The sequence below is a fragment of the Undibacterium sp. JH2W genome (assembly GCF_049340425.1).
Taxonomy (GTDB): domain Bacteria; phylum Pseudomonadota; class Gammaproteobacteria; order Burkholderiales; family Burkholderiaceae_D; genus Undibacterium.
Window position 1 is genome coordinate 391,944 of sequence record NZ_JBMPOT010000002.1, and the last position, 24,186, is coordinate 416,129.

A 24,186-nucleotide genomic window follows, 5' to 3' on the forward strand; every position below is an offset into this window, starting at 1 on the left:
GGAGACAAGACATGGCATGGAATCGTGATGAAATGGCTGCGCGCGCAGCAAAAGAATTGCAAGACGGCTTTTACGTCAATCTGGGCATAGGCTTGCCGACCATGGTTGCTAACCATGTGCCACAGGGTATGGAAGTCTGGTTGCAGTCAGAAAACGGCTTGCTGGGCATAGGTCCGTTCCCGACAGAAGAAGAGGTTGATCCCGACATGATCAATGCCGGCAAGCAGACGGTAACGACCTTGCCTGGCTCATCCATCTTCAGCTCGGCTGACTCTTTCGCCATGATACGTGGCGGCAAGATCAATCTGGCTATTCTGGGGGCGATGCAGGTCAGTGAGTTTGGCGACCTGGCCAACTGGATGATCCCCGGCAAGATGGTCAAGGGTATGGGCGGTGCCATGGATCTGGTGGCAGGCGTAGGCCGCGTCGTAGTCTTGATGGAGCATGTCGCCAAGGGCGATGTCCATAAAATCCTGAAAATCTGCAACTTGCCGTTGACTGGTGTAGGTGTGGTGAATCGTATCATCACCGATCTGGGTGTGATTGATGTTACTCCTGCTGGCTTGAAACTGGTGGAACTGGCAAGCGGCGTCAGCAAGGAAGAAATCATCGCCAAGACAGAGGCGGCACTGGATGTCAGTGCTGTTGCCTGATTAGCTAGTGAACTAAGCCGTCTATGAGCAAAAAGCCGATGTTATCTGCATCGGCTTTTTGTTTTTCTGATATTGGACTAGTGAGATTTATTTTTTCGGTGGCATCATCGGTGGCTTCACATCGCCACAATCATTGCCCAGCCACTTGCCCGTGGTTTCCATATGCTGGGTAACTGGTTTGCCATGAGATACACCTTTAAAATCATAGGTGGAACTCAAGGTGTCAGGGCTAAAGCTACCTTTGATATTACCCGTACCCTTCAGTTCAGGCATATCGCAAACGATATCTCCAGAATAGGTATTGCCTGAACGGCTGAAATTCTTGTTTTGACATTGCTGGTCATGGCCACCGGAAGGTGGTTTGTCTTGTTCTACCATTTCCTTGGTGTAGCAGACTTTATGCACCATGGCACCATTTTGCATATCGGGCATTTTAATGCCCATCTGCTTCATTTTTTCCAGCTGTTCGGGCGGTATCTTGGGCATGGCCTTCATGGCGTCTGACTTCATGGTCATTTCCCACAGGCCAGGTTTCATTCTGTCTGCTGCGAGGCAAGTGACAGCCGTCATGAGGATGGCAGAAATGCCAGTGAGGCGGACAAGAACATGCATGAGAAGCTCCCGTTTTTAGTGTTGATTACTATACATCTGAAAAAAGCAGGATGAAAGCAAAAAAAACGTATATGTCGCATTCTCGCCTTCGGCATGAAGGTCTGGCCAAATGCTGGGTAGCGCATTCTTGGATGGTGAGTTTGTGGCACCACTATTCCAGCTCCCGCTGATTTAACTTGCTCCCTTTATTGCGCTGAAACAAGACATATTGCATGCTATTTTTGTCTAAAAAACATGCGTTCCAGTAGATAACAATGATTTTAAGCGCAACGAACGGTAAAATGTCGGTCATAAGCGCTAGTAAAAATACTGTTCAAGAGGATAATCCATGCAGGCCAGACGCAAATCAGTGCAATGTATCTCGCCTACCGGCTTGCACGCCATGTCATATAAAGAGTGGGGTGACCCACTTAATCCCAAGGTGCTGATCTGTGTGCACGGTTTGTCGCGTGTGGCAGAAGACTTTGATTCCCTGGCGCCAGCCTTGTGCCATGAATACCGCGTTGTGTGTCCTGACGTGGTTGGCCGTGGTTATTCGGGGCGCTTGCGCAATCCCATGCACTACCAGATACCGCAGTATGTCAGCGATATGGTCAGCCTGCTGGCGCGACTGGATGCTGAAACCGTGCACTGGTTTGGTACATCCATGGGGGGCTTGATAGGCATGAGTCTTGCAGGCTTGCCGGATAATCCTGTCAAAAAATTGGTGTTGAATGATGTGGGGCCAGTTCTCAATCCCGATGCCCTGGCTAGGATAGGCGACTACATAGGTCAGGACGTACGCTTTGACAGTTTTGATGAAGCGCAAGCCTATATCAAGGCGATCTCGATTTCCTTTGGTCCGCATAGCCCGGCGCAGTGGGAAAAACTGGCTCGTGACGTCTTGCGTCAAAATGAGCAGGGACAGTGGGTGCGACACTATGATCTAGGCCTGGCTCAGCCTATCAAGGCCAGCACGCCAGAACTGGCGGCAATTGCCCAAACCATGTTGTGGGCGGCGTATGATGCGATACAGTGCCCGACTTTACTGGTACGCGGGGCAGATTCAGATTTGCTGACTGCCGAGTCGGCGCACGCGATGACGCAGCGTGGACCGCGTGCACGACTGGTGGAGTTTGCAGGCGTGGGTCATGCGCCAACGTTTGTCCAGCCTGAGCAGATAGCAGTGGTTGTTGATTTTTTGTTAAACCAAAATTAAGAAAAAAATGAGTATCCAAAGATTTCACGTAGGCCCACGTTTGTCCGAAACTGCCATTTTTAATAAAGTTGTCTACCTGGCTGGACAAATCCCTGATGATGCCAGCCAGGATATAGCAGGACAAACGGCGCAAGTGCTGGCCCATATAGACCGTTTGCTGACTGAAGCAGGTAGCGACAAGTCGCGCATACTCAGTTGCCAGATATTTTTATCCGATATCAGCCTGATAGGCAGCATGAACCAGGTATGGGATGCCTGGGTTGCAGAAGGTAATTCTCCACCACGTGCTACGGTAGAAGCCAGGCTGGCCAATCCTGATTGGCTTATAGAGGTCGTTGTCACTGCAGCACAGATATAAATCATATGGTATCAATCTCGACTACTGCAACAGAAGCCGCTTTTCTGGAAGGCTTGTCGGAAGCCGACGCCGAACGCGTCATGGCTGCCCTGGAATATGTGACGCCGTTGTATGCCAGTAAATGTGTGATCACGGAGCAGAATGCACTGCAATTTGTAAATGGCGTGGTGGCGACGCTGGCCATGTTGCGTACCGATGTTGATACCCGTATCGCTGCCATTTTGTTTGAATTGCCAGACCTGAACCCGATAGCAGCAGAGCAGATAGAAATCCGCTTTGGCAAAGAAATCGCTGACCTGGTCACAGGTATACGTCGCCTGATGAAATTGCGCGAAGCCGCTTTGACACAACACGATGTAGGTCGTGGTAAAGACGCTGCCGAAAAAGCCGCCAGCCAGATGGAAACCCTGCGCAAGATGGTGCTGGCCATGGCCATCGATATGCGCGTGGTCCTTGTGCGACTGGCATCCCGGGTCACCACCTTGCGCTATTTTGCTGAGTGCAAACGAGAAGATGGCGCGGCCCAGCAATATGCCAGTGAAACCATGGACTTGTATGCGCCGCTGGCAAATCGCCTCGGTGTCTGGCAACTCAAATGGGAGTTGGAGGACCTGTCCTTCCGTTTTCTCGAGCCGCAACAATACAAACGCATTGCCAAGATGCTGGAAGAAAAACGGCTGGAACGCGAGAGCTTTGTTGTCAATGCCATAGAAAGGCTGAACAAGGAATTGCAGATAGCTGGCGTTAAGGCAGAAGTGTCTGGCCGCCCCAAGCATATCTACAGTATCTGGAAAAAAATGAAGGGTAAGTCAGTCAACTTTGATGAGTTGTATGACGTGCGCGCTTTTCGCGTCATCGTTGATGACATCAAGGATTGCTACACCGTCCTTGGCTTGGTGCACAATGCCTGGACGCCGATACCCAAAGAGTTTGACGATTACATTTCCCGCCCTAAACCGAATGGCTATAAATCATTGCATACGGTCGTGGTGGTAGAAGATGGCAGGCCACTGGAGGTGCAGATACGTACGCGTGAAATGCACCAGTTTGCTGAATATGGCGTGGCTGCTCACTGGCGTTATAAAGAGTCGGGTGGGTCGAATTTCTCTGCTCAGGAATACGACGAAAAAATTGCCTGGCTCAGGCAATTGCTGGCCTGGAAAACCGACGTCACTGATGTCGTCGTTGAGCAGGAAGAGCTGCAGCGTGAATGGGTGGAAAAGCTCAAGGCTGCCAGCCTTGATGACAGAATTTATGTGTTGACCCCGCAAGCCCGGGTCATAGAACTGCCTTGCAATTCCACGCCTGTCGATTTTGCTTACCACTTGCATACCGATGTTGGCCATCGTTGCCGTGGTGCGCGGGTTGATAATGTCATGGTGCCGCTGAACACGCCCCTGCAAAATGGCCAGACGGTAGAGATTATTACGCTTAAGGTCGGTTCTTCCCAGGCTGGCCCATCGCGTGACTGGCTCTCACCTGATTATTCTGCCAGCACTCGTACACGCACTAAAATCCGCGCTTGGTTCAATGCCATCGATCAGGAAGAAACTTTGTCGAATGGCCGTGCCCTGGTGGAGAAAACCCTGCAGCGCGAAGGCAAGACGGCAGTCAATCTTGAAGAGTTGGCGCGCAAGCTGGGTTTTGCGGATGTCAATGATCTCTTCCTGTCTGTAGGTAAAGATGAATTCAGCCTCAGGCAAATCGAAACAGTCTTGCGTGAAAATGTACCCGAAGCAGAGCCGGATGAACTCAGTTTCACAAATAAGAGCCGTGCTTCCAGTGTTACGCAAGGTGCCAAATCCGGCGTGCTGGTGGTTGGCACGGAAGGTTTGATGACGCAACTCGCGCGCTGCTGTAAACCAGCACCGCCAGATGATATTGTTGGCTTCGTCACACGTGGCAAGGGCGTGTCGATACACCGCCTGACTTGCAAGAACTTTGCTGAAATGCGCAACAAGGCACCAGAGCGGGTGATACAAACCACTTGGGGTGATCATGGCAGGGATACGGTCTATCCCGTCGATATCTTTGTGCTGGCACAAGATAGACAAGGTTTGTTGCGTGATATTTCCGAGGTATTTTCACGCGAAAAAATCAATGTCATCGGCGTCAATACCCAGAGTGCAAAATCCCAGGCGCGTATGTCGTTTACTGTGGAAATCGGTGGTACTACACAACTGCAAAAGGCACTGCATGTGTTGCATGAAGTCAGCGGTGTGCTGGAAGTGCGCAGGAATTGAATTCCAATAATTTGAGTTTGCAGGTAGAGAAGCTCGTGGAGAAATGATTTGCTGTTAGAGATAGCAATAGGCGATGCCTATGGTGCGGGCTTCGAGTTTTGTCCACGAGAAAAGATCGTACTCGGCAATACGCTTGAACAATACGTGCCACATGGGCTGGGTATAGCGGCTGGTCACTATACAGATGATACGCAGATGAGTATTGCAGTTGCCGAAGTCTTGCTGGCGGATAGTGATTACTCAGGCAATGCATTTGCCGATGCCTATGTCAGATGCTATAAGCGCGATCAGCGGCAAGGCTACGCCAGGGGACTGCAAGGTTTGCTGGATTTGTGTCGGGACGGTGCTGATCTCAGAGAGCGAATTTCACCAGAGAGTCGTCGCAATGGTGCTGCAATGCGTTCCGTTCCTTTGGGTTTGATTGCGGATAAGAATCTGTTGGCACAAGCTGCGCGCGAGCAAGCCATGGTGACCCACAATACAGTGGAAGGCATTTTGTCTTCACATGTTGTTGCGCTCATGTCGCATGCACTTTTATATGATAAGGCAAGGCTGGCCGAGTTGCCTGACCTCATATTGAAGATAACAGGTTTTGTATTGCGGGATGACTGGCATGATGAAGTGGAATGTGATGCACTGCAAACCTTACATGCCGTTAATACCGCCTTGCAGGCTAATCGCTGCATGTCAACACTCTTGCTTGATTGTGTCAATTTCGGTGGTGATGTAGACAGTGTCGCGGCGATCGCGATGGGGCTTGCTTCATTGGCGCCAGAATATGTTGTTGATATTCCGGGATCGCTGTTGAGTGGTCTTGAATTGGGTCAATTTGGCAGTAGTTATTTGCGTCAGCTTGATGTGGCGCTGGCTCAGCGCTATCCGGTGTTGGGTCTGCAGCTTCAGCGGCAGCCATAATTTTAACTGCAGCAAAGCCGCATCATTCTTCCTCTTCGCTTACTTCTGCCTGCAGGGTAATGTGATCGATCCCGTGCTTGCTGAGCAGCATGGCTTTGACGCTTTGTAATATGCGCGGCCAGGCACTGATATCTTCGATTTCAAGATGGCCTATCAGGGCAGGATAACCAGGCGACATTTCCCATACATGCAAATCGTGTACGGAAAGTACGCCATTGATATCCTCCAGGTCGGTACCGATTTGTACGTAGTCTATATGATGGGGCACGCCTTCCATCAGGAAATGGTAAGACTCTTTTAATACGGAGAATGTGGATTTCAAAATCAGTAGTGATACAAAGATCGATAGCAATGGATCGATTTGCATCCAGCCGGTTTTATAAATTACAGCACCAGAAATAATTGCGGCGATAGAGCCCAATAAATCCCCCATGACATGGACCAGGGCGGCCTTGGTATTGATGCTTTCCTTATCATGTGACAGCACCCAGGCAACCGCGATATTAATAACCAGGCCTATGCCGGCGACCAGCATGACGGTGCCGCCTTGCACGGTCTCCGGTGCAGATAGTCTTTGTATCGCTTCTTTGCATATCCAGGCAATTACACCCAGCATGGCCAGGCCATTGACAAAAGCTGCCAGTGCTTCAGCGCGGCCAAAGCCAAAAGAATTTTTTGCGGTAGGTGGGCGCTTAGCAATGATTTGGGCTAACAAGGCCAAGCCCAGAGCGGCGGCATCGGTCACCATATGGCCAGCATCAGAGATCAGAGCCAGGGAATTCGATAAAAAACCAAAAGCGACTTCAACTCCGGCAAAGCCCAGCGTCAAACCCAGCGCCCACGCCAGGATTTTTTGGCTGCGATTCTCGAAGTAATGCCTGTGTTCTGCATCACCGCGTCGATGGTCATGCAAATGATCGCTACTTTGATGGTGGGAGTGGGTAGGCATTGATAGGTATTCTGTCATTTTGTATATGTTATTAGTGTAGCCGAAGGTGGGCGCCTGTATATAGGCATACCGGGTTTCTGCTGTGTACTTGCCTTAATTGCTGGCGCAAATTACTCAGGAAAATGGTGAATGGAATTTTTTTGCCCATGGGGGCTAGTAATTTCCCTAAAGCCTCTGCTATACTCTTGTTTCTTAGGCGCGTAGCTCAGCTGGTTAGAGCACTACCTTGACATGGTAGGGGTCGTTGGTTCGAGTCCAATCGTGCCTACCAAAGATTTTAAAATTATTAAAACATTATAGTTAAGAGCGAGAAAGGCATCCCAGGTTATGACACCGCGAACTACCACTAAACTGGTTTGGGAGCGACTCTAGTCGAGGATACTTTTCGTTTGAAACAAACTGAAAAAGCGCGGCTAGCCGTGCTTTTTTTTCGTCTGCGTTTTTTAGACTCATCTTTTATCTCAATTATTTTTGTATTTTTTCCGCTTTGGAGAGTGACATGGTTTCAGTAAAACTTCCTGATGGTTCGCAACGACAATTCGATGCGCCGGTAACGGTGGCGCAAGTTGCTGCCAGCATCGGTGCTGGCCTGGCAAAAGCTGCTCTGGCTGGTCGCGTTAATGGCAAGCTGGTCGATACCTCGCATCTGATTGATACTGACGCAGATCTGGCCATTGTCACGGACAAGGATGCTGATGGTCTGGAAGTGATTCGTCACTCTACTGCTCACTTGCTGGCCTATGCCGTCAAGGAATTGTATCCAGATGCGCAAGTCACTATTGGCCCAGTCATCGAAAATGGTTTTTACTATGACTTTTCCTACAAGCGCCCATTTACGCCGGATGACCTGGTAGCGATAGAAAAGAAAATGGCTGAGCTGGCGAAAAAAGACGAGCCAGTAACGCGCAAGGTCTTGCCGCGTGATGAGGCTGTTGCCTACTTCAAATCCATAGGTGAAGCCTATAAGGCCGAGATCATAGAATCGATTCCTGCTGACCAGGATGTGTCTTTGTACACAGAAGGCAATTTCACAGATTTGTGCCGTGGTCCGCATGTGCCATCAACTGGCAAGCTGAAAGTATTCAAGCTCATGAAGCTGGCCGGTGCCTACTGGCGTGGTGACTCCAAAAACGAGATGCTGCAACGTGTCTACGGTACTGCTTTTGCCAGGAAAGAAGATCAGGAAGCTTATCTGCACATGCTGGAAGAAGCAGAAAAGCGCGATCACCGCAAGCTTGGCAAGGCGCTGGACTTGTTCCATTTCCAAGACGAAGCTCCTGGCCTGGTGTTCTGGCATGCCAAGGGCTGGACTATCTGGCAGCAAGTTGAGCAATACATGCGCAAGGTCTATCAGGACTGTGGTTATCAAGAAGTTAAAGGCCCGCAAATTCTGGATAAGAGCCTGTGGGGTAAGACTGGTCACTGGGATAACTATAAAGACAATATGTTTGTCACTGAATCCGAGAGCCGTGAATATGCCTTGAAGCCGATGAATTGCCCTGGTCATGTACAGATTTTTAATTCTGGCATGAAGAGCTATCGTGATTTGCCTTTGCGTTTTGGCGAATTCGGTCAATGTCACCGCAATGAGCCGTCTGGCGCGCTACATGGCATCATGCGCGTGCGTGGTTTTACCCAGGATGATGGTCATATTTTCTGTACTGAAGAGCAAATCCAGGATGAGGTCATGGCTTTCCATCCGCAAGCGATGAAAGTGTATGAAGACTTTGGCTTTGAAAAAATCTTCATCAAGCTGGCCTTGCGTCCTGAAAACCGCATCGGTAGCGACGAAATCTGGGATAAGGCGGAAGCTACCCTGCGTACTGCACTGAGTTCCTGTGGCGTTGAGTGGGAAGAATTGCCGGGCGAGGGCGCTTTCTATGGTCCTAAAATCGAATATCACCTGAAAGACAGCCTGGGTCGTCCATGGCAGGTTGGTACTATGCAAGTCGACTTCTTCATGCCAGGTCGCCTGGGTGCGGAATATGTTGCAGATGACAATAGCCGCAAAGTGCCTATCATGTTGCACCGTGCGATTGTTGGCTCCATGGAGCGTTTCATTGGTATCTTGATAGAAAATCATGCTGCTGCCTTGCCTTTGTGGTTGGCACCAGTGCAAGTTTCTGTCCTGAATATCTCGGAATCGCAGGCGGAGTATTCACAATCTGTTGCAGAAATCCTGAAGAAACAAGGGTTTAGAGTAAATACTGATTTGCGTAATGAGAAAATTACCTATAAAATACGCGAGCATTCCATTCAAAAACTGCCATATATCCTCGTGATAGGCGACAAAGAGAGGGATGCCAATACAGTGGCTGTGCGTACGCGTGGCAATCTGGATCTGGGGGTAATGCCTCTGGACGCCTTTATAGCTCGTTTAAAAAACGAAGTTGAAACCAAGGTTTAACAGATTAGCAGCGACCCTGTTTTAAACAGGGCTGCATAGCCTTTTATTATTATTTTCGAAGGAAACTGCAATAGCTACTGACAAGTCACATCGCATCAACGGTGAAATTACAGCGCCAGAAGTGCGCTTATCCGGCGTTGAGAACGAGCCTCTGGGCATCGTAAAACTGGGTGAAGCCTTCCGTTTAGCGGAAGAGGCCAATGTTGATTTGGTGGAAATAGCGCCGACGGCGCAGCCGCCAGTTTGCCGTTTGATGGATTACGGCAAGTTCAAATACCAGGAGCAAAAGAAAGCTCACGAAGCCAAGCTGAAGCAAAAAGTCATACTGGTCAAGGAAGTCAAATTCCGTCCGGGTACAGATGATGGTGATTACAATATCAAATTGCGTAATCTGACCAAGTTCCTGGATGATGGCGACAAGACCAAGATCACACTGCGTTTCCGTGGTCGTGAAATGGCGCATCAGGAAATCGGCATGCGTATGTTGGAGCGTTTGAAGGCTGATCTGGAGCCGTATGGCCAGGTCGAGCAGTTTCCAAAGATGGAAGGTCGTCAGATGATCATGATTCTGGCACCTAAGAAAAAGAAATAATGAGAAATGACAGAGAATAAGTTTTGCTTATTTTCTGTTTGTTTCTTGAGTAGGTTTGTGAGGCACGCATTTGCGCGCATTGCGAAAGACTCATCCTCAGGGTGGGTCACAATAAGTGAGAAGTAGGCATCCAAGAGTAGCGATTGTTGCTGCCACCTACCATCATATAAAAGTGGAGCTGTCTTAAAAGACAGATAGTACTATGCCAAAAATGAAGACGAAAAGCAGCGCCAAGAAGCGCTTCCGCGTCCGTCCAGGTGGAACCGTTAAACGCGGTCAAGCTTTCAAACGTCACATTCTGACCAAGAAAACTACCAAGAACAAACGTCAATTGCGCGGTTCCGTAGGTGTTCATGACACCAACATGGTATCCGTCATGCGCATGATGCCAACAGCTTAACCTCATACTCATTATTTAAGGAGTTATTATGCCTAGAGTAAAACGTGGGGTTACAGCTCGTGCCCGTCATAAGAAAGTTCTCAACCTTGCTAAAGGTTACCGTGGTCGTCGTAGTAAGGTATTCCGTATTGCCAAGCAAGCAGTTATGCGCGCTGGTCAATATGCATACCGCGATCGCCGCAACAAGAAACGTGTATTCCGCGCTTTGTGGATCACACGTATCAATGCAGCGGCTCGCCAGCATGGCCTGACTTACAGCGTGTTTATGAACGGCCTGAAAAAAGCCGCAATTGAACTCGACCGTAAAGTACTGGCTGACATGGCTGTGACTGACAAACCAGCATTCGCTGCGATTGTTAATCAAGTTAAAGCTAACCTGGCTGCTTAATCACATTAGTGATCGCAATCAGTGAGTCGTAGTGACTGACCAAGGTCAGTTGCAAATATCAAGCGGGGCAGAGGTTGAATCCTATGCCCCGTTTTGTTTTCAGATCATTATTTCAGCTTCACAGTAAGCGGGAACAAGGCATGAACCCTTTAGATCAAATCGTCAGCCAGGCACGTGCTGATTTTCTGGCAGCAAATGATGCTGCAGCATTAGAGAACGCGAAAGCGCTTTACCTTGGTAAGAGTGGTCAGATTACAGAACAGATGAAAAGTCTGGGTAAATTGCCACCAGAGGAAAAAAAAGTACAGGGCGCAGTGATCAATGCCGCCAAAGTACAGATAGAAGAAGCCCTGACTGAAAGACGCGATGCCCTGGCGAATGCACAAATGCAGGCGCGCCTGAATGCAGAAGCGATCGATGTCAGCTTGCCTGGCCGTGGCCGTGGCGTTGGCGGTATCCACCCTGTCATGCGTACCTGGCAGCGTGTTGAAGAAATTTTCCGTTCCATCGGTTTTGACGTGGCAGATGGCCCCGAAATCGAAACGGACTGGACCAATTTTACCGCGCTCAATAGCCCGGAAAACCATCCTGCGCGCTCTATGCAGGACACCTTTTATGTCGATGGCAAAGATAGCCAGGGCAAACAATTATTGCTGCGCACGCATACCAGCCCGATGCAGGTGCGTTATGCGCGTATGAACAAACCACCGATCAAGGTCATTGCACCTGGTCGTACTTATCGCGTCGATAGCGATGCCACGCACTCCCCGATGTTCCATCAGGTAGAGGGCTTGTGGATTGCTGAAGACATCAGCTTTGCTGACCTCAAAGGCGTGTACCTGAATTTCGTCAAAGCCTTCTTTGAGACTGACGATTTGCAAGTGCGTTTCCGCCCATCGTACTTCCCGTTCACAGAACCATCTGCCGAGATCGATATTGCCTTTGGCAGTGGTCCTTTGAAAGGCCGCTGGCTGGAAGTGTCCGGCTCTGGCCAGGTACATCCTAGCGTGGTGCGTAACATGGGCCTGGACCCGGAAAAATACATAGGCTTCGCCTTTGGTTCCGGTCTCGAGCGCCTGACCATGCTGCGTTATGGCGTCAATGATTTGCGCCTGTTCTACGAAGGCGATTTGCGCTTCCTGAAGCAATTCAACTAAAAGAATTACACAGCGCATTCCTGAATTTTTGAGTGGCGCATCGCGCCCTGTATCCAACATTAGACGGCTGAATTATGCAATTTTCTGAAAACTGGCTACGTACCATGGTCGATCCGAAGATGACTTCGGATGAGTTGTCCCATATGCTCACCATGTCGGGATTGGAAGTCGAAGAAGTGGAGCCAGTTGCTCCCCCATTTAATAATGTCGTCGTCGCGGAAATCCGCGAAATCGCCAAGCATCCAGATGCTGACAAGCTCAATGTGTGTCAGGTTGATGTAGGCACAGGCAGCTTGCTCAACATCGTCTGTGGCGCGCCGAATGTACGTGTAGGCATGAAAGTGCCTTGCGCCATGGTGGGTGCCATCCTGCCTCCTGGCGCAGATGGCAAACCATTTGAAATCAAGATAGGCAAGCTGCGCGGCGTAGAATCCTACGGCATGCTGTGCTCAGCCCGTGAATTGAAATTGTCGGAAGAGCACGGCGGCCTGATGGACTTGCCATCGGATGCGCCTGTCGGCCAGAACTTCCGCGATTACTATCAACTCAATGACCTGAAATTCACCATCAAGCTGACACCGAACAAGGCAGATTGTCTGTCGCTGCTCGGCGTGGCGCGTGAAGTATCTGCTCTGACTGGCACAGCCATGCAATTGCCGGAAGCTGTCGTGTTGCCAGTGACTTTGCAAGAAACCCTGCCAGTCAAAGTCAGCGCGCCTGACCTGTGCGGTCGTTTTGCCGGTCGTGTGATCCGTGGCGTCAACGCCCGTGCTGCAACACCAGAATGGATGAAGCAAAGGCTGGAACGCAGCGGTCAGCGTCCTATCTCTGCACTGGTGGATATTTCCAACTATGTCATGCTGGAACTGGGTCGTCCTTCCCATGTGTTTGACCTGGACAAAATCCACGGTGGCCTGGAAGTGCGCTGGGGCAAGGCCGGTGAATCACTGAAGCTCTTGAATGGCAATACGGTTGAAGTGGATGACTGGGTTGGTGTTATTTCCGATGATAAAGAGATTGAATCCCTGGCCGGTATCATGGGTGGTGATTCCACCTCCGTGACGCTGGACACGCAAAACATTTATCTGGAAGCCGCCTTCTGGTGGCCACAGGCGATACAGGGCCGTGCCCGTCGTTTCAATTTCTCTACTGACGCAGCGCATCGCTTTGAGCGCGGTGTGGACTTTGCTTCCATCGTTGAACACATTGAGCGCATCAGTGCCCTGATCGTGGAAATTTGCGGCGGTAGCGAACAAGTCAAGCTGGGCCCGGTGGACGACCAGATCGTCAATCTGCCACAACGTTTACCAGTTAAATTGCGTACTGCACGTGCTGTAAAAGTCATCGGTGTTGCGCTGGATGATGCCAGGATTGCTGATATTTTCACACGCCTGGGTTTGCAATTCACTCAGCAGCCAGGTGAGTTCCTCGTGACGCCGCCGTCTTATCGCTTCGATATAGAAATCGAAGAAGATTTGATCGAAGAAGTCGCACGCGTATATGGCTTTGAAAATATTCCAGCATTGCCGCCAGTGGCTGCCAATGCCATGCTCATCGCACCAGAAAACCAGCGTTCGCTGTTTGCCGTGCGTCGTCTTGTGGCTGATCAGGATTATCAGGAAGTCGTGAATTACAGCTTCGTCGAAGAAGCCTGGGAAAAAGATTTTGCTGGCAATGATGCGCCAGTCAAATTGCTCAATCCTATTGCCAGCCAGATGAGTGTCATGCGCACCAATCTGATAGGCAGCCTGATCGCGAATACACGCTACAACCTGAACCGCAAACTGAACCGCGTACGTATTTTTGAAATCGGCTCAGTGTATTTGCAAGACACCAGTGTGCAGGATGGCCCGCTGGAAGTGGCTGGTTATCATCAGCCTAAACGCCTGGCTGCATTGGCGTATGGCCCGGTAGCAGAAGAGCAGTGGGGGCAGGATACCCGCAATGTTGATTTCTTTGACATCAAGGCTGATCTCGAAGCCTTGTTTGCACCAGGTTCCCTGCGCTTCGTAAAAAATGAGCATGTCGCCCTGCATCCTGGTCGCAGCGCCAATATAGAGTTTGATGGTAAAGTCATAGGCTTTATTGGTGAATTGCATCCGCGTTTACAGCAAAAATATGACCTGCCTCTGGCACCAGTGGTATTTGAAGTTGACGTGACAGCCTTGCAACAAGTGCAAGTGCCCTCATATCAGGAAATATCCAAGTTCCAGGTAGTCACTCGCGATCTGGCACTAGTTGTCAAACAGATAGTTGTAGTGCAAAATCTGCTGGATGTTTTCAAGCGTGAAACACAGCAAAACGAAGCCTGTAAAATCGTGCAAGGCTTTGTTTTATTTGATGAATATCGTGGAAAAGGTCTGGAAGCAGATGAGAAAAGTCTTGCTTTCCGCTTTAGCTTGCAAGATACTCAAAGTACCCTGCAAGACGATAAAGTGGAGGCCGCGATGCAAGCCTTGGTACAAGCCGCAAGTCAGCAATTTGCTGCCAAACTGCGTTGATCTTGTCTGTATTTGTTAGTATTAATTGAGAAGAGTTTCGAAATGAATGATGTGATTTCCGCCGAGTTCCAGTCGGTGCTGGATGCTGATTTGAATCGCGCAATGCAGGAAGCCCGGGCGCGGTCACAGGCGGAAAAGGAATTGCCTACCTTAACCAAGGCAGAATTGGCCGAGCTCTTGTTTGAACATGTAGGTTTGAACAAGCGTGAAGCCAAGGACATGGTAGAAACTTTTTTTGATGAAATCCGTGATGCACTGGAAAGAGGCGAAGCCGTCAAGTTGTCCGGCTTTGGCAATTTCCAGTTGCGTGACAAACCGCAACGTCCTGGTCGCAATCCTAAAACCGGTGAAGAAATTCCTATTACTGCACGTAGGGTCGTCACTTTCCATGCCAGCCAGAAACTCAAAGGCATGGTCGACGATGTCGGTAATCAACCTCTTGCTCATGCTGCCTGATATTTTCCATGACTGAAATCAAGATTGAGTCTTTTGTGCTGCCGCCTATTCCGGCCAAGCGGTATTTTACGATAGGCGAAGTTGGTGAATTGTGTGGCGTCAAACCGCATGTTCTGCGTTATTGGGAGCAGGAATTTACGCAACTGAAGCCTGTCAAGCGTCGCGGCAACCGTCGTTATTATCAGCATCATGAAGTACTGCTGATACGCCGTATCCGCGAATTATTATATGAGCAGGGCTTTACCATCAACGGTGCGAGAAACAAACTCAACGTCAACGGTGGACATGCTGAAACAGCGGTGCAAGAACCTGCAGACGAGCCTGTGAATCTGCATCAGATCAGGGATGAGTTGCTCTCGATACTGACTTTGTTAAAAGCCTGAAGAAAGCTGTATTGCAAAAAAGCCACTGGCGCATATGTCCGGTGGCTTTTTTTATGCTGGACGCAACTGGTCGTTCGCGATCTTAAGCCACTAATTTTTGCTTCTTGGTTACTGCCGGCATATAGCTGTCATTTGAGCTGCTGGCCAGATGCAAGTGCTGTGCTTCAGTAGTAATTGTCAGTGTCTTGAAGACGCTGACTGCTGCCCCCAGAGAGGCCGCCTGTTCTTCCAGTTTGGCAGTGGATTCACTCGCCATTTCTACCAGGCGGGTATTGTCCTGGGTAATTTCATCAATATCAGCGATCGCCTGATTGACTTCAGAGATGCCCACACTTTGCTCCTGGCTGGCCTTGGCAATTTGCTTGATGAGTTCAGTGACTACTTCCACATTGTCGGCAATATTGCGCATCGTCTGGCCTGCCGTATTGATCATCTTGCTTCCCGCCTCTACTGCCTGGCCGGAAGAGGCGATCAAGCCTTTAATCTCTTTGGCGGCATTGGCGCTGCGTTGCGCCAGGTTACGTACCTCCGCCGCCACTACGGCAAAGCCACGGCCTTCCTGACCAGCCCTGGCGGCTTCTACTGCGGCATTCAATGCCAGGATATTGGTCTGGAAGGCGATGCCATCCATGACGCCTATGATCTCAGAAATCTTCCTGGCGCCGGCGGTGACGCTCTGCATGGACAAGATGCTGCTCTCCATGACTTCCAGCCCTTGTTGCACGCGCTCAGCAGAGCTATGCATGAGGCTGTTTGCCTGCGCCAGATTGCCTGCATTTTCAGTCATGGTGGCGGTCAGCTCATCCATCGCACTGGCAGTTTGTTGCAGTGATGCTGCCTGGTTCTCGGTGCGGCTGGCCAGATCGGTGTTTTCATCATGGATTTCCCTGGCAATGACGTCCACTGTCTGTGCGCTCAGACGTATATTGGTAACCAGGGTGCTTAATTCCTTATTCATCCTGCCTACTGCATTAATTAGTTGTCCCAGTTCATCCTTGCCACGGCTACTGACACGGTTTTGCAAATTACCTGAAGCCGTCTCTGCCACGGCCTTTGCTAATATCTTTAAATCTGAGGTCAGGGCCTGGTAAATCGCCATCAAGAAATAACTGGCCATCAGTAAGAGCACAATAATGCCTGCTGACATTTGCCAGGCATGCTGGGTAGCTTTGGCAATTTCAAGGGCGAGATTATCGGCGATGAGATTGGCGACAACTGTTTTGGTGGCTTGCAGTGCTTGTAAATTGTCTGCTCCTGCCTGCAAGAATGCCTGACCGGTATTTTGGTTAACCGAGGCCAGGACTTCATCCTGCGAGCGCTCCAGGAATTTTTTTGCCTCCGTGATGCTGGCCTTCACATTGCTGTTTACCGATGCATAATCCTTGCTCAGCGTGCCCAGGTTTTGCGTGTTTGTTGCCAGCTCGGACAAATTTAATTTAGCCAGCATGTGCAGGGAATTGAGCATCACATCTTCACCTGCTTCAAATAAGCCTGAGTCAATATAAGCAGCGCCACGTCCAGCGATGATGGATAATTTTTCTTCTATTTGTGGCAGGGTGATGAGGTAGATGCTGACCAGTTGATGAGTTTTTAAATCACTATCCAGTGCCAGTTTGGAACTATTGGCAATTTCTGTGATCTCAAGCTCTATCGCAGCCAACAAGCTGCTATGTTCGGCGAAGCTGCCAGTTGCCTTAAGTGTTGCCTGCTTTGAAGTCAGGGCAGACCACAACTGTTTAATGGCGCTGTGTTGCTCCGCTTGCTTGAGCAGGTTTTCTATCTTGCCCTGATTTTCATTAATGCTGGCGTCCAGTTGTTTATTGCCCATGATGCGCATGTGCTGCAAGGCTCGCTGCCTTTGTACCAGCAGGCGCAATTCATATTTTGCAGCAATTGACTTGATGGCAGTTTGTTTTTCCTGAATTTGCAAGACGTCCTGGCGCAGATTCTGGAATAGTAGTGCGAGTACGATGAGCAAGGGAATCGCAAATGCCAGAGCAACAAAACTAAGCTTTTGCGCAATCTTCACATTGCGTAAAAGATGGATGGCGGGGGAAGTAAGTAGGGTCACTTTGATATACCAAATGAGTTTGTGAAAGCATGCTGTGCGAAGCCTAAACCGGGAATATGACTATGCGGTGACAGTAGGTAACATCCTTACCGACGACAAGGTTTTCCCATGCCTTGTTTGAACTTTAAATTGGCAATGTTCGTTAGTTTGCGGAGCTTAGTTAAATCAAACGTTTGATTTATGTGTTAGTATGCCTGGCATGAAAACATCCAGCCAGAAAAAAGTCGCAAAGCGACTAGACCAGCCAAAAAGCCAGATTGCTACTGCTGACGGGAAAATGTTGCGTGTTGATGGCCTTGAGGCGCGCACGCGTTTGCTTGACGCAGCACTAAAATTATTTGCTGAACGAGGTTACGCAAAAACTTCCACGAGAGAAATCGCCAGGGCCGCCAATGTGAATATTTCTGCCATCAGTTATTACTTTGCTGATAAGGCTGGTTTGTACCGCGCCGTATTTAATGATCCACGCACCAATCCCAATGTAGATCCAGCCATATTCGAGCGAGAAGATGCAGATCTGCGTTCTACGCTGTCAGCCCTGATATGCACTTTTACTGATTCGATGAAGCAGGGTGAGTTAATGGAAACTTGCATGAAATTGCATTTCCGCGAAATGCTTGAACCTACCGGTTTGTGGATGGAGGAAATTGATACTGCCATCAAACCTTCTCATCTTGCCATGGTCAGGTTCTTGTGCAGATATCTGGGTATCAGCAAGGCCGACGATGATGTACACAGACTGGCGATATCCATCTCTGGACTGGCGATTTCCTTGCTGATCAGCGGTGATGTCATACAAGCGATCCGGCCCGCTTTGATCGCCAAAGTCAAGGCAATTGATACCTATGCTTCACGGCTGGTGGATTATGCCATTGCCATGTGTGAAGACGAAAAGCGTCGCCGCCAAATGGTGAACATATAGTGAACATAGTGAATTCTGATTAACCACATCTTCGACGACGACATGACTATACGACGTTTTATCCTTATTCCGGCCATTGCAGTACTGCTTGCTGCATGCGGCACTACTCATCCCCTTGCATCAAGCTCTGCCAGCTTACCTGCGCAATGGCAAACTATCTTGCCCGCCACTGAGAAAAATACGGAATTGCGGAACTGGTGGCAAACACATGGTGATGCTGGTTTGCTGGAGTTGATAGAGGCTGCACAAAAAGTCAGCCCTACGCTTTCGCAGGCCTGGTCACGTATGGAAACAGCCAGGGCTGCGCGGGTTGCCAGTGGTGCAGCATTATTGCCGTCAGTTGACGCCGTTGCCAATGCCACGCGTGCAAAAAACCAGCCTGGCATGCCAGTAGCGACAACGGCGCAGGCCGGTTTGCAAACTTCATGGGAACTGGATTTGTTTGGTGCTAATCGTGCCAATAATCAAGCGGCCCAGGCGCAGTTGGAAGGTAGTCAGGCGCTCTGGCATGATGCCAGGATATCGGTAGCGGCTGAAGTTGCGCAATTATATTTTTCAGCCCTGAGCTGCCAGCAAATCGCGGACCTGAGCTGGCAAGATGCCAAATCACGTGCTGAAACGGCCAGGCTGACTGAGCTTAGCGCGCAGGCGGGTATGTCATCCAGCGCCAATTCAGCACTGGCACGTGCCAGTGCTGCTGAGGGAAACAGCCGTGCCATACAACAGGCAACATCGTGTGATCTGGATGTCAAAGCCCTGGTCGCACTGACGGCCAAGCCTGAGCCTGAGTTGAGGCAAATACTGCAAAGTGCGCAAGCTGATTTCAAAAACCTGCTGCCATTGGCAGTCAGCAGCTTGCCCGCACAACTATTGACGCAACGCCCGGACGTGTATGCTGCTGAAAAAGATGTGGCTGCAGCCAGTTCACAGCTAGGTGCTGCTGAAGCGCAACGCTATCCGCGACTCAGTCTCAGCGGCTCTATCGGCACCATGCGTTACAGTAGTGGCGGTAGTGATACTCGTATGGATACCTGGTCAGTCGGCCCACTGGCATTGACCCTGCCCATCTTCAATGGCGGCCAGACCAGTGCCAATATCGAAGCGGCCAAGGCGCGTTACCAGACTGCTAGTAGTAGTTATCACGGCAAGGTCAGGCAGGCAGTGCGTGAAGTTGAAGAAGCATTGCTTAACCTCAATAGCACGGATGCCCGTCGCCTTGATTCTGAAATTTCAGCGCGGGGATATGAACAAGCCTTGCAGGCTACCGCATCACGCTATAACAAGGGTATGGCCAGCATGCTGGAGCTGGAAGAGGCCAGGCGCACGGCCTTTGCTTCACAGTCTGCCCTGATCGCCCTGCAGCTGGAAAGAAATCGTGCCTGGATCGCCTTGTACCGGGCGCTAGGCGGTGGTTGGGACATGAGTGCACAAGCAGCTGTCCAGCCCCAAAAAAATTCCTGAATTTAAAAAATCAATAGAAAGCGTATCCGACATGATGAAACTCATTCCACGCAAACCTTTATCCCTGAGCCTGGCTGGCATGATTGCAATTGGAGCAGGTGGCTTATGGCTGTCAGCTACTTCCAATGCCGCCGATGAGCCTGCGAAAGCCGCAAGTGCCTCCGCACCGGCGGCAAAAGTCAAACCTGCCCTGACGGTGACCACCACCAAGGCGACTAGCGGCAACCTGGTCATTAAATTGTCCGCCAATGGCAGTGTCGCTGCCTGGCAAGAAGCTTTGATAGGTTCAGAAGCTAGTGGCCTGCGCATACAGGAATTGCATGCCAATATAGGTGATGTGGTTCAGCGCGGTCAATTGCTTGCCAGTTTCGCCAGCGAAACCGTAAAAGCCGATTTGGCGCTGGCGCAAGCCAGTCTGGCTGAGGCGCAGGCCAATCTGGCCGATGCTGCTGCCAATGCCGAACGTACCCGTGCCTTGCAAACCAGTGGCGCACTGAGTGCCCAGCAAGTAGGTCAATACCTGACGGCTGAGCAAACTGCCAGGGCCAGGGTGGAATCTGCCAAGGCCAGTGTAGAAGCCCAGCAATTGCGTATGCGTCACACCCGCGTGGTCGCCCCCGACAGCGGCATTATTACTGCGCGCGCAGCTACCCTGGGTTCTGTTGTTGGTAACGGTGCAGAATTATTCCGCATGATACGTCAGGGCCGCCTGGAATGGCGTGCTGAAGTGACAGCCAGTGAAATGGCAAAAATAGTGCAAGGTACTGAGGCCGTAGTGACTGCCCCAGGTGGTGCGCAATGGAAGGGCAAAGTCAGGGTGGTATCGCCAACTGTTGATGCGCAAACCAGAATGGGCCTGGTCTATGTTGATCTGATTCCTGATGCAGGCGTTGCCGCCGCCGCCGCCGCTGCCGCCAAACCACAGCCCGCCACAGCCTCAATGGCATTCAAGCCGGGCATGTATGCCAAGGGTGAGTTTGTCATGGGTAGTTCCCAGGCTCTGACCATACCGCAGCAAGCCGTGGTTGTCAGGGACGGGTTTAGTTACGCCTTCCGTGTCAATCCTGATGGTCATGTCACGCAAATCAAATTGCTGACCGGGCGTCGTGTTTCCAATGCGCAGGGTGATCTAGTGGAAGTGGTGTCAGGCTTGAATGCTGACAGCACGGTAGTTTCCAGTGGCGCAGGCTTCCTCAATGATGGTGACACAGTCAAGGTCGTGGCTGCTGCCAAGCCAGCCGCTGCAAAAAACTAAGGGGTTCATGTGAATTTTTCTTCCCTCTCCATTAAAAATCCCATACCGGCGATCATGCTGTTTATCTTGCTGACGCTGGCGGGGATATTGTCGTTTCGCTCGACCATAGTCCAGGATTTCCCGGATATAGAATTACCCATCGTCACTGTCAGCGCCCCCTTGTCTGGCGCAGCACCGGCGCAGCTGGAAACTGAAGTCGCGCGTAAGATAGAAGATGCCGTCGCTTCACTGCAAGGCGTAAAAAACGTCTACACCAAAGTGCTGGATGGCGATGTAGAAGTTACGGTTGAATTTGTCCTGGAAAAAGTCATTTCAGATGCCGTCAATGAAGTGCGCGATGCGGTAGCAACAGTGCGTGCCGATTTGCCCAGTGAAATGCGTGACCCTACTGTGACCAAGGCATCTACTGCGGGCCGCGTCATCATGACCTACACAGTCGAAGCTGCAGAAGATGGCAAAGACAGCAAAGTCGTCGCTGGTGAAAGCAGCAAACCGGATGCGCAAGAGTTGAGCTGGTTTGTTGACAATACCGTGGCCAAGCGTTTGCGTGCTGTGCCCGGTGTCGGTGCAGTCAGGCGCATGGGCGGTGTCAGCCGTGAAGTGCGGGTTGAACTTGATACTGACAAAATGGCGGCGCTCAATGTTGCCGCAGTTGATGTCTCACGCCGTCTGAAGCTGGTGCAGCAAGAGGCCCCGGGTGGTCGTGGTGACGTCAGTGGTGCTGAGCAATCTGTGCGCACCATCGCGACCGTCAAGACGGCGGCTGAACTGGCTGTGCTGGATATCCCTTTGCCAGATGGCAGGCATATACGCCTTGACCAGGTGGCGCGTGTACTTGATACCGTCAGTGAGCCACGTTCCGTGGCAACGCTGGATGGCAAGCAGGTGGTTGGCTTTGAAGTATTCCGTACCAAGGGTGCCAGTGAAGTCGATGTGGCCAAGGGTTCACATGCCGCAGTCGATGAATTGCAGGCGGCTCATCCAAACATGAAATTTCACCAGGCCATAGATAATGCCCAGCCAGTAGAAGAAAACTTCGATGGCTCCATGGACTTGTTATATGAAGGTGCCTTGCTGGCCATCCTGGTGGTATTCTGGTTTTTACGCGACTGGCGCGCAACCCTGGTGGCAGCAGCTGCCTTGCCTTTGTCAGTGATACCCACCTTCCTTGGTCTCAAGTATTTTGGCTACACCCTCAACACGGTGACCTTGCTGTCGCTTGCACTGGTGGTGGGTGTACTGGTCGATGATGCGATTGTAGAAATCGAAAACATCGCCCGCCATTTACACATGGGTAAAACACCGATGCAGGCCGCCATGGAAGCGGCAGATGAAATTGGTATGGCGGTGATTGCCACCACCTTCGCCCTGGTTGCGGTGTTCTTGCCGACTGCCTTTATGGGCGGCGTGCCCGGTCTGTTCTTCAAGCAGTTTGGCTGGACAGCAGTGATTGCGATTTTGGCTTCGCTGGTAGTGGCGCGCTTGCTGACGCCTATGATGGCGGCTTATATCATGAAGTCACCCAAGCCAGGTAAAACGGGCGAACACGGTCAGGCAGATGGCTGGCTCATGACACGTTATATGAAAACCATGCAATGGTGCTTGCGTCATCGCCTGGTCACCATGATCGCCGCCACGGTATTCTTCATTTGCTCTATAGCTTTGGTCGGTTTGCTGCCTACCGGTTTCGTGCCATCGGCTGATCGTGCCCAAACCCAGGTCAATATAGAACTGCCACCCGGCAGCACACTGGCAGAAACCCGTGCTGTGGCAGAGCAGGCCAGGGTCGCCATCATGAAGAATAAAGAGATTATCAATGTCTTCAGTTCCATAGGCGGTGGTTCCAGTGGTGATGCATTTGCCCCGGGTGCGGCAGCAGAAGCAAGACGTGCCGTTTTGACAGTTACAGCAGTACACAGAAACAAGCGCAAGGACTCAATTGCCGATATCGATGCCAAGATACGCACTGAGGTTGCAGATATCTCGGGTGCCAGGTTCAACGTAGGCCCGCCAGATACCGGTGTCAAAATGCAACTGGTTTTGCAAAGTGAAGACCCGCTGGCTCTGCTCGAAGCTGCGCAAAAAGTGGAAAGGGAATTGCGAACGCTTAAAGGCGTGGGCAATGTCAGTTCCAGCGCTTCGCTGGTGCGCCCTGAAATCATTGTGCGCCCGGACACGGCCAGAGCAGCCGAGCTTGGTGTGACTGCGTCCGCCATAGGGGAAACAGTACGCGTGGCGACGGCGGGTGATTATGACCAGGCTCTGCCTAAGCTGAATCTGTCGCAACGCCAGGTGCCCATCCGTGTCAAATTGCCAGACAGCTTCAGGGCTGATCTGGCTGAGATAGAGCGCCTGACTGTGCCAGGCAAGAATGGTCCTGTGATGTTGGGTAGCGTTGCTAGCGTCACCATGGAATCCGGCCCGGCACAAATAGACCGTTTGAATCGCAAACGCAATGTGACCCTGGATGTCGAACTGGGTAGTCGTCAACTCGGTGAAGTCAATGAAGAAGCACGCGCCTTGCCCAGCATGAAAAACCTGCCGCCATCTGTCAGCATTGCCGAACTTGGTGACGCACAAGAGATGCAAGCCCTGTTCGCCAGCTTTGGTATCGCCATGCTGATCGGTGTACTGTGCATCTATGGTGTGCTGGTGCTGTTGTTCAAGGACTTCTTGCAACCAGTGACTATCCTGGCAGCTTTGCCTTTGAGTATAGGTGGGGCTTTCGTGGCCTTGCTGGTGACTGGCCGCGCCTTGTCCATGCCATCGATGATAGGCCTGATCATGCTCATGGGTATTGTGACCAAGAACTCCATCTTGCTGGTGGACTATGCGGTGTTGGCAAGGGAAGCAGGCATGAGCCGTTTTGATGCCCTGGTTGACGCCTGTCACAAACGCAGCCGCCCCATCATCATGACCACCATCGCCATGGGCGCAGGCATGATGCCCTTGGCGCTGGGTTGGGGGGCTGACCCCAGCTTCCGTTCACCGATGGCGATTGCGGTGATAGGTGGTTTGATTACTTCAACCTTGCTGAGCTTGTTGGTGGTGCCGGCAGTGTTTACCTATGTCGATGATTTTGAGCACTTGTTGGGTAAAATCAGACGTAAATTGTCTGGTAAATCCGCTAGCAAGCTTGCGACTGATGCGCATTGAGGTAGTTCTTTTCAGGTGCTTTTTTGTACTTGAAAGATAAAGCAAAAATGAAAACCCCGTAGCATGGATAGGCTGCGGGGTTTTTTCATGATGCTACACTTTCGCGGCC

Annotated in this window: 20 protein-coding genes and 1 tRNA gene; 18 read left to right on the top strand and 3 right to left on the bottom strand. The window is 50.9% G+C overall.

Annotated features, from left to right (window positions below):
• Positions 1-11 precede the first annotated feature (11 nt).
• Positions 12-653, top strand: coding sequence for a CoA transferase subunit B (locus ACO0LC_RS04130; RefSeq protein WP_423000882.1), 642 nt, complete (start codon positions 12-14; stop codon positions 651-653).
• Between the two features lie 87 nt (positions 654-740).
• Here the strand turns inward: ACO0LC_RS04130 and ACO0LC_RS04135 are convergent, their stop codons facing one another.
• Positions 741-1,265 (bottom strand): DUF3617 domain-containing protein, encoded by a 525-nt coding sequence (locus ACO0LC_RS04135; protein ID WP_423000884.1) that lies wholly within the window; start codon positions 1,263-1,265, stop codon positions 741-743.
• Between the two features lie 328 nt (positions 1,266-1,593).
• On the opposite strand from ACO0LC_RS04135, the gene ACO0LC_RS04140 reads away from it, so the two are divergent.
• Genes ACO0LC_RS04140 through ACO0LC_RS04155 form a run of 4 tightly spaced genes read left to right on the top strand, consistent with a single transcriptional unit; the run spans position 1,594 to position 5,979 of the window.
• The gene (locus ACO0LC_RS04140; RefSeq protein WP_423000886.1) at positions 1,594-2,463 is read left to right on the top strand and encodes an alpha/beta fold hydrolase; all 870 of its coding nucleotides are present in this window, start codon (positions 1,594-1,596) and stop codon (positions 2,461-2,463) included.
• Positions 2,464-2,470: 7 nt separating this feature from the next.
• A complete protein-coding gene (locus ACO0LC_RS04145; RefSeq protein ID WP_423000888.1) occupies positions 2,471-2,821 on the top strand; it encodes a RidA family protein in 351 nt (116 codons plus the stop codon).
• A gap of 5 nt (positions 2,822-2,826) precedes the next feature.
• On the top strand, positions 2,827-5,064 hold the full coding sequence (locus ACO0LC_RS04150; protein WP_423000890.1) for a RelA/SpoT family protein: 2,238 nt from the start codon (positions 2,827-2,829) through the stop codon (positions 5,062-5,064).
• 48 nt (positions 5,065-5,112) lie between these two features.
• Entirely contained in the window at positions 5,113-5,979 is an 867-nt protein-coding gene (locus tag ACO0LC_RS04155; RefSeq protein WP_423000892.1) for an ADP-ribosylglycohydrolase family protein, read from the top strand.
• A 22-nt stretch (positions 5,980-6,001) separates the two neighbouring features.
• Here ACO0LC_RS04155 and ACO0LC_RS04160 read toward each other — a convergent pair whose 3' ends face one another.
• Positions 6,002-6,946 (bottom strand): cation diffusion facilitator family transporter, encoded by a 945-nt coding sequence (locus tag ACO0LC_RS04160; protein WP_423000894.1) that lies wholly within the window; start codon positions 6,944-6,946, stop codon positions 6,002-6,004.
• A 176-nt stretch (positions 6,947-7,122) separates the two neighbouring features.
• Here ACO0LC_RS04160 and ACO0LC_RS04165 point away from each other — a divergent pair.
• From ACO0LC_RS04165 to ACO0LC_RS04205, 9 genes are all read left to right on the top strand, one after another.
• Positions 7,123-7,199, top strand: a tRNA-Val gene (locus tag ACO0LC_RS04165).
• Positions 7,200-7,427: 228 nt separating this feature from the next.
• A complete protein-coding gene (gene thrS, locus ACO0LC_RS04170; RefSeq protein ID WP_423000896.1) occupies positions 7,428-9,335 on the top strand; it encodes a threonine--tRNA ligase in 1,908 nt (635 codons plus the stop codon).
• A gap of 70 nt (positions 9,336-9,405) precedes the next feature.
• Positions 9,406-9,927: a translation initiation factor IF-3 gene (gene infC, locus ACO0LC_RS04175; RefSeq protein WP_110253943.1), complete on the top strand. Its 522-nt coding sequence runs from the start codon at positions 9,406-9,408 to the stop codon at positions 9,925-9,927.
• A gap of 202 nt (positions 9,928-10,129) precedes the next feature.
• Positions 10,130-10,327, top strand: coding sequence for a 50S ribosomal protein L35 (gene rpmI, locus ACO0LC_RS04180; protein ID WP_110253942.1), 198 nt, complete (start codon positions 10,130-10,132; stop codon positions 10,325-10,327).
• A 28-nt stretch (positions 10,328-10,355) separates the two neighbouring features.
• Positions 10,356-10,715, top strand: coding sequence for a 50S ribosomal protein L20 (gene rplT, locus ACO0LC_RS04185; RefSeq protein WP_110253941.1), 360 nt, complete (start codon positions 10,356-10,358; stop codon positions 10,713-10,715).
• A gap of 140 nt (positions 10,716-10,855) precedes the next feature.
• Positions 10,856-11,872 carry a phenylalanine--tRNA ligase subunit alpha gene (gene pheS, locus ACO0LC_RS04190; RefSeq protein WP_110253940.1) on the top strand — a complete coding sequence of 339 codons (1,017 nt, stop codon included), beginning with the start codon at positions 10,856-10,858 and terminating at the stop codon, positions 11,870-11,872.
• A gap of 74 nt (positions 11,873-11,946) precedes the next feature.
• Positions 11,947-14,373 (top strand): phenylalanine--tRNA ligase subunit beta, encoded by a 2,427-nt coding sequence (gene pheT / locus ACO0LC_RS04195; protein WP_423000899.1) that lies wholly within the window; start codon positions 11,947-11,949, stop codon positions 14,371-14,373.
• A gap of 42 nt (positions 14,374-14,415) precedes the next feature.
• Entirely contained in the window at positions 14,416-14,829 is a 414-nt protein-coding gene (locus tag ACO0LC_RS04200; protein WP_110253938.1) for an integration host factor subunit alpha, read from the top strand.
• 8 nt (positions 14,830-14,837) lie between these two features.
• Entirely contained in the window at positions 14,838-15,212 is a 375-nt protein-coding gene (locus tag ACO0LC_RS04205; RefSeq protein ID WP_423000901.1) for a MerR family transcriptional regulator, read from the top strand.
• 82 nt (positions 15,213-15,294) lie between these two features.
• Here ACO0LC_RS04205 and ACO0LC_RS04210 read toward each other — a convergent pair whose 3' ends face one another.
• Entirely contained in the window at positions 15,295-17,283 is a 1,989-nt protein-coding gene (locus ACO0LC_RS04210) for a methyl-accepting chemotaxis protein (protein ID WP_423000903.1), read from the bottom strand.
• 199 nt (positions 17,284-17,482) lie between these two features.
• Between ACO0LC_RS04210 and ACO0LC_RS04215 the strand changes: the two genes are divergently transcribed.
• From ACO0LC_RS04215 to ACO0LC_RS04230, 4 genes are read left to right on the top strand one after another with little or no spacing between them, the layout of a single operon-like run.
• Positions 17,483-18,205, top strand: a complete 723-nt coding sequence (locus ACO0LC_RS04215; protein ID WP_423000905.1) for a TetR/AcrR family transcriptional regulator — start codon at positions 17,483-17,485, stop codon at positions 18,203-18,205.
• A gap of 42 nt (positions 18,206-18,247) precedes the next feature.
• The gene (locus ACO0LC_RS04220; RefSeq protein WP_423000907.1) at positions 18,248-19,666 is read left to right on the top strand and encodes an efflux transporter outer membrane subunit; all 1,419 of its coding nucleotides are present in this window, start codon (positions 18,248-18,250) and stop codon (positions 19,664-19,666) included.
• Positions 19,667-19,697: 31 nt separating this feature from the next.
• Positions 19,698-20,921: an efflux RND transporter periplasmic adaptor subunit gene (locus tag ACO0LC_RS04225; protein WP_423000909.1), complete on the top strand. Its 1,224-nt coding sequence runs from the start codon at positions 19,698-19,700 to the stop codon at positions 20,919-20,921.
• A gap of 9 nt (positions 20,922-20,930) precedes the next feature.
• Positions 20,931-24,077, top strand: a complete 3,147-nt coding sequence (locus tag ACO0LC_RS04230; protein ID WP_423000911.1) for an efflux RND transporter permease subunit — start codon at positions 20,931-20,933, stop codon at positions 24,075-24,077.
• The last annotated feature ends 109 nt before the right edge of the window (positions 24,078-24,186 follow it).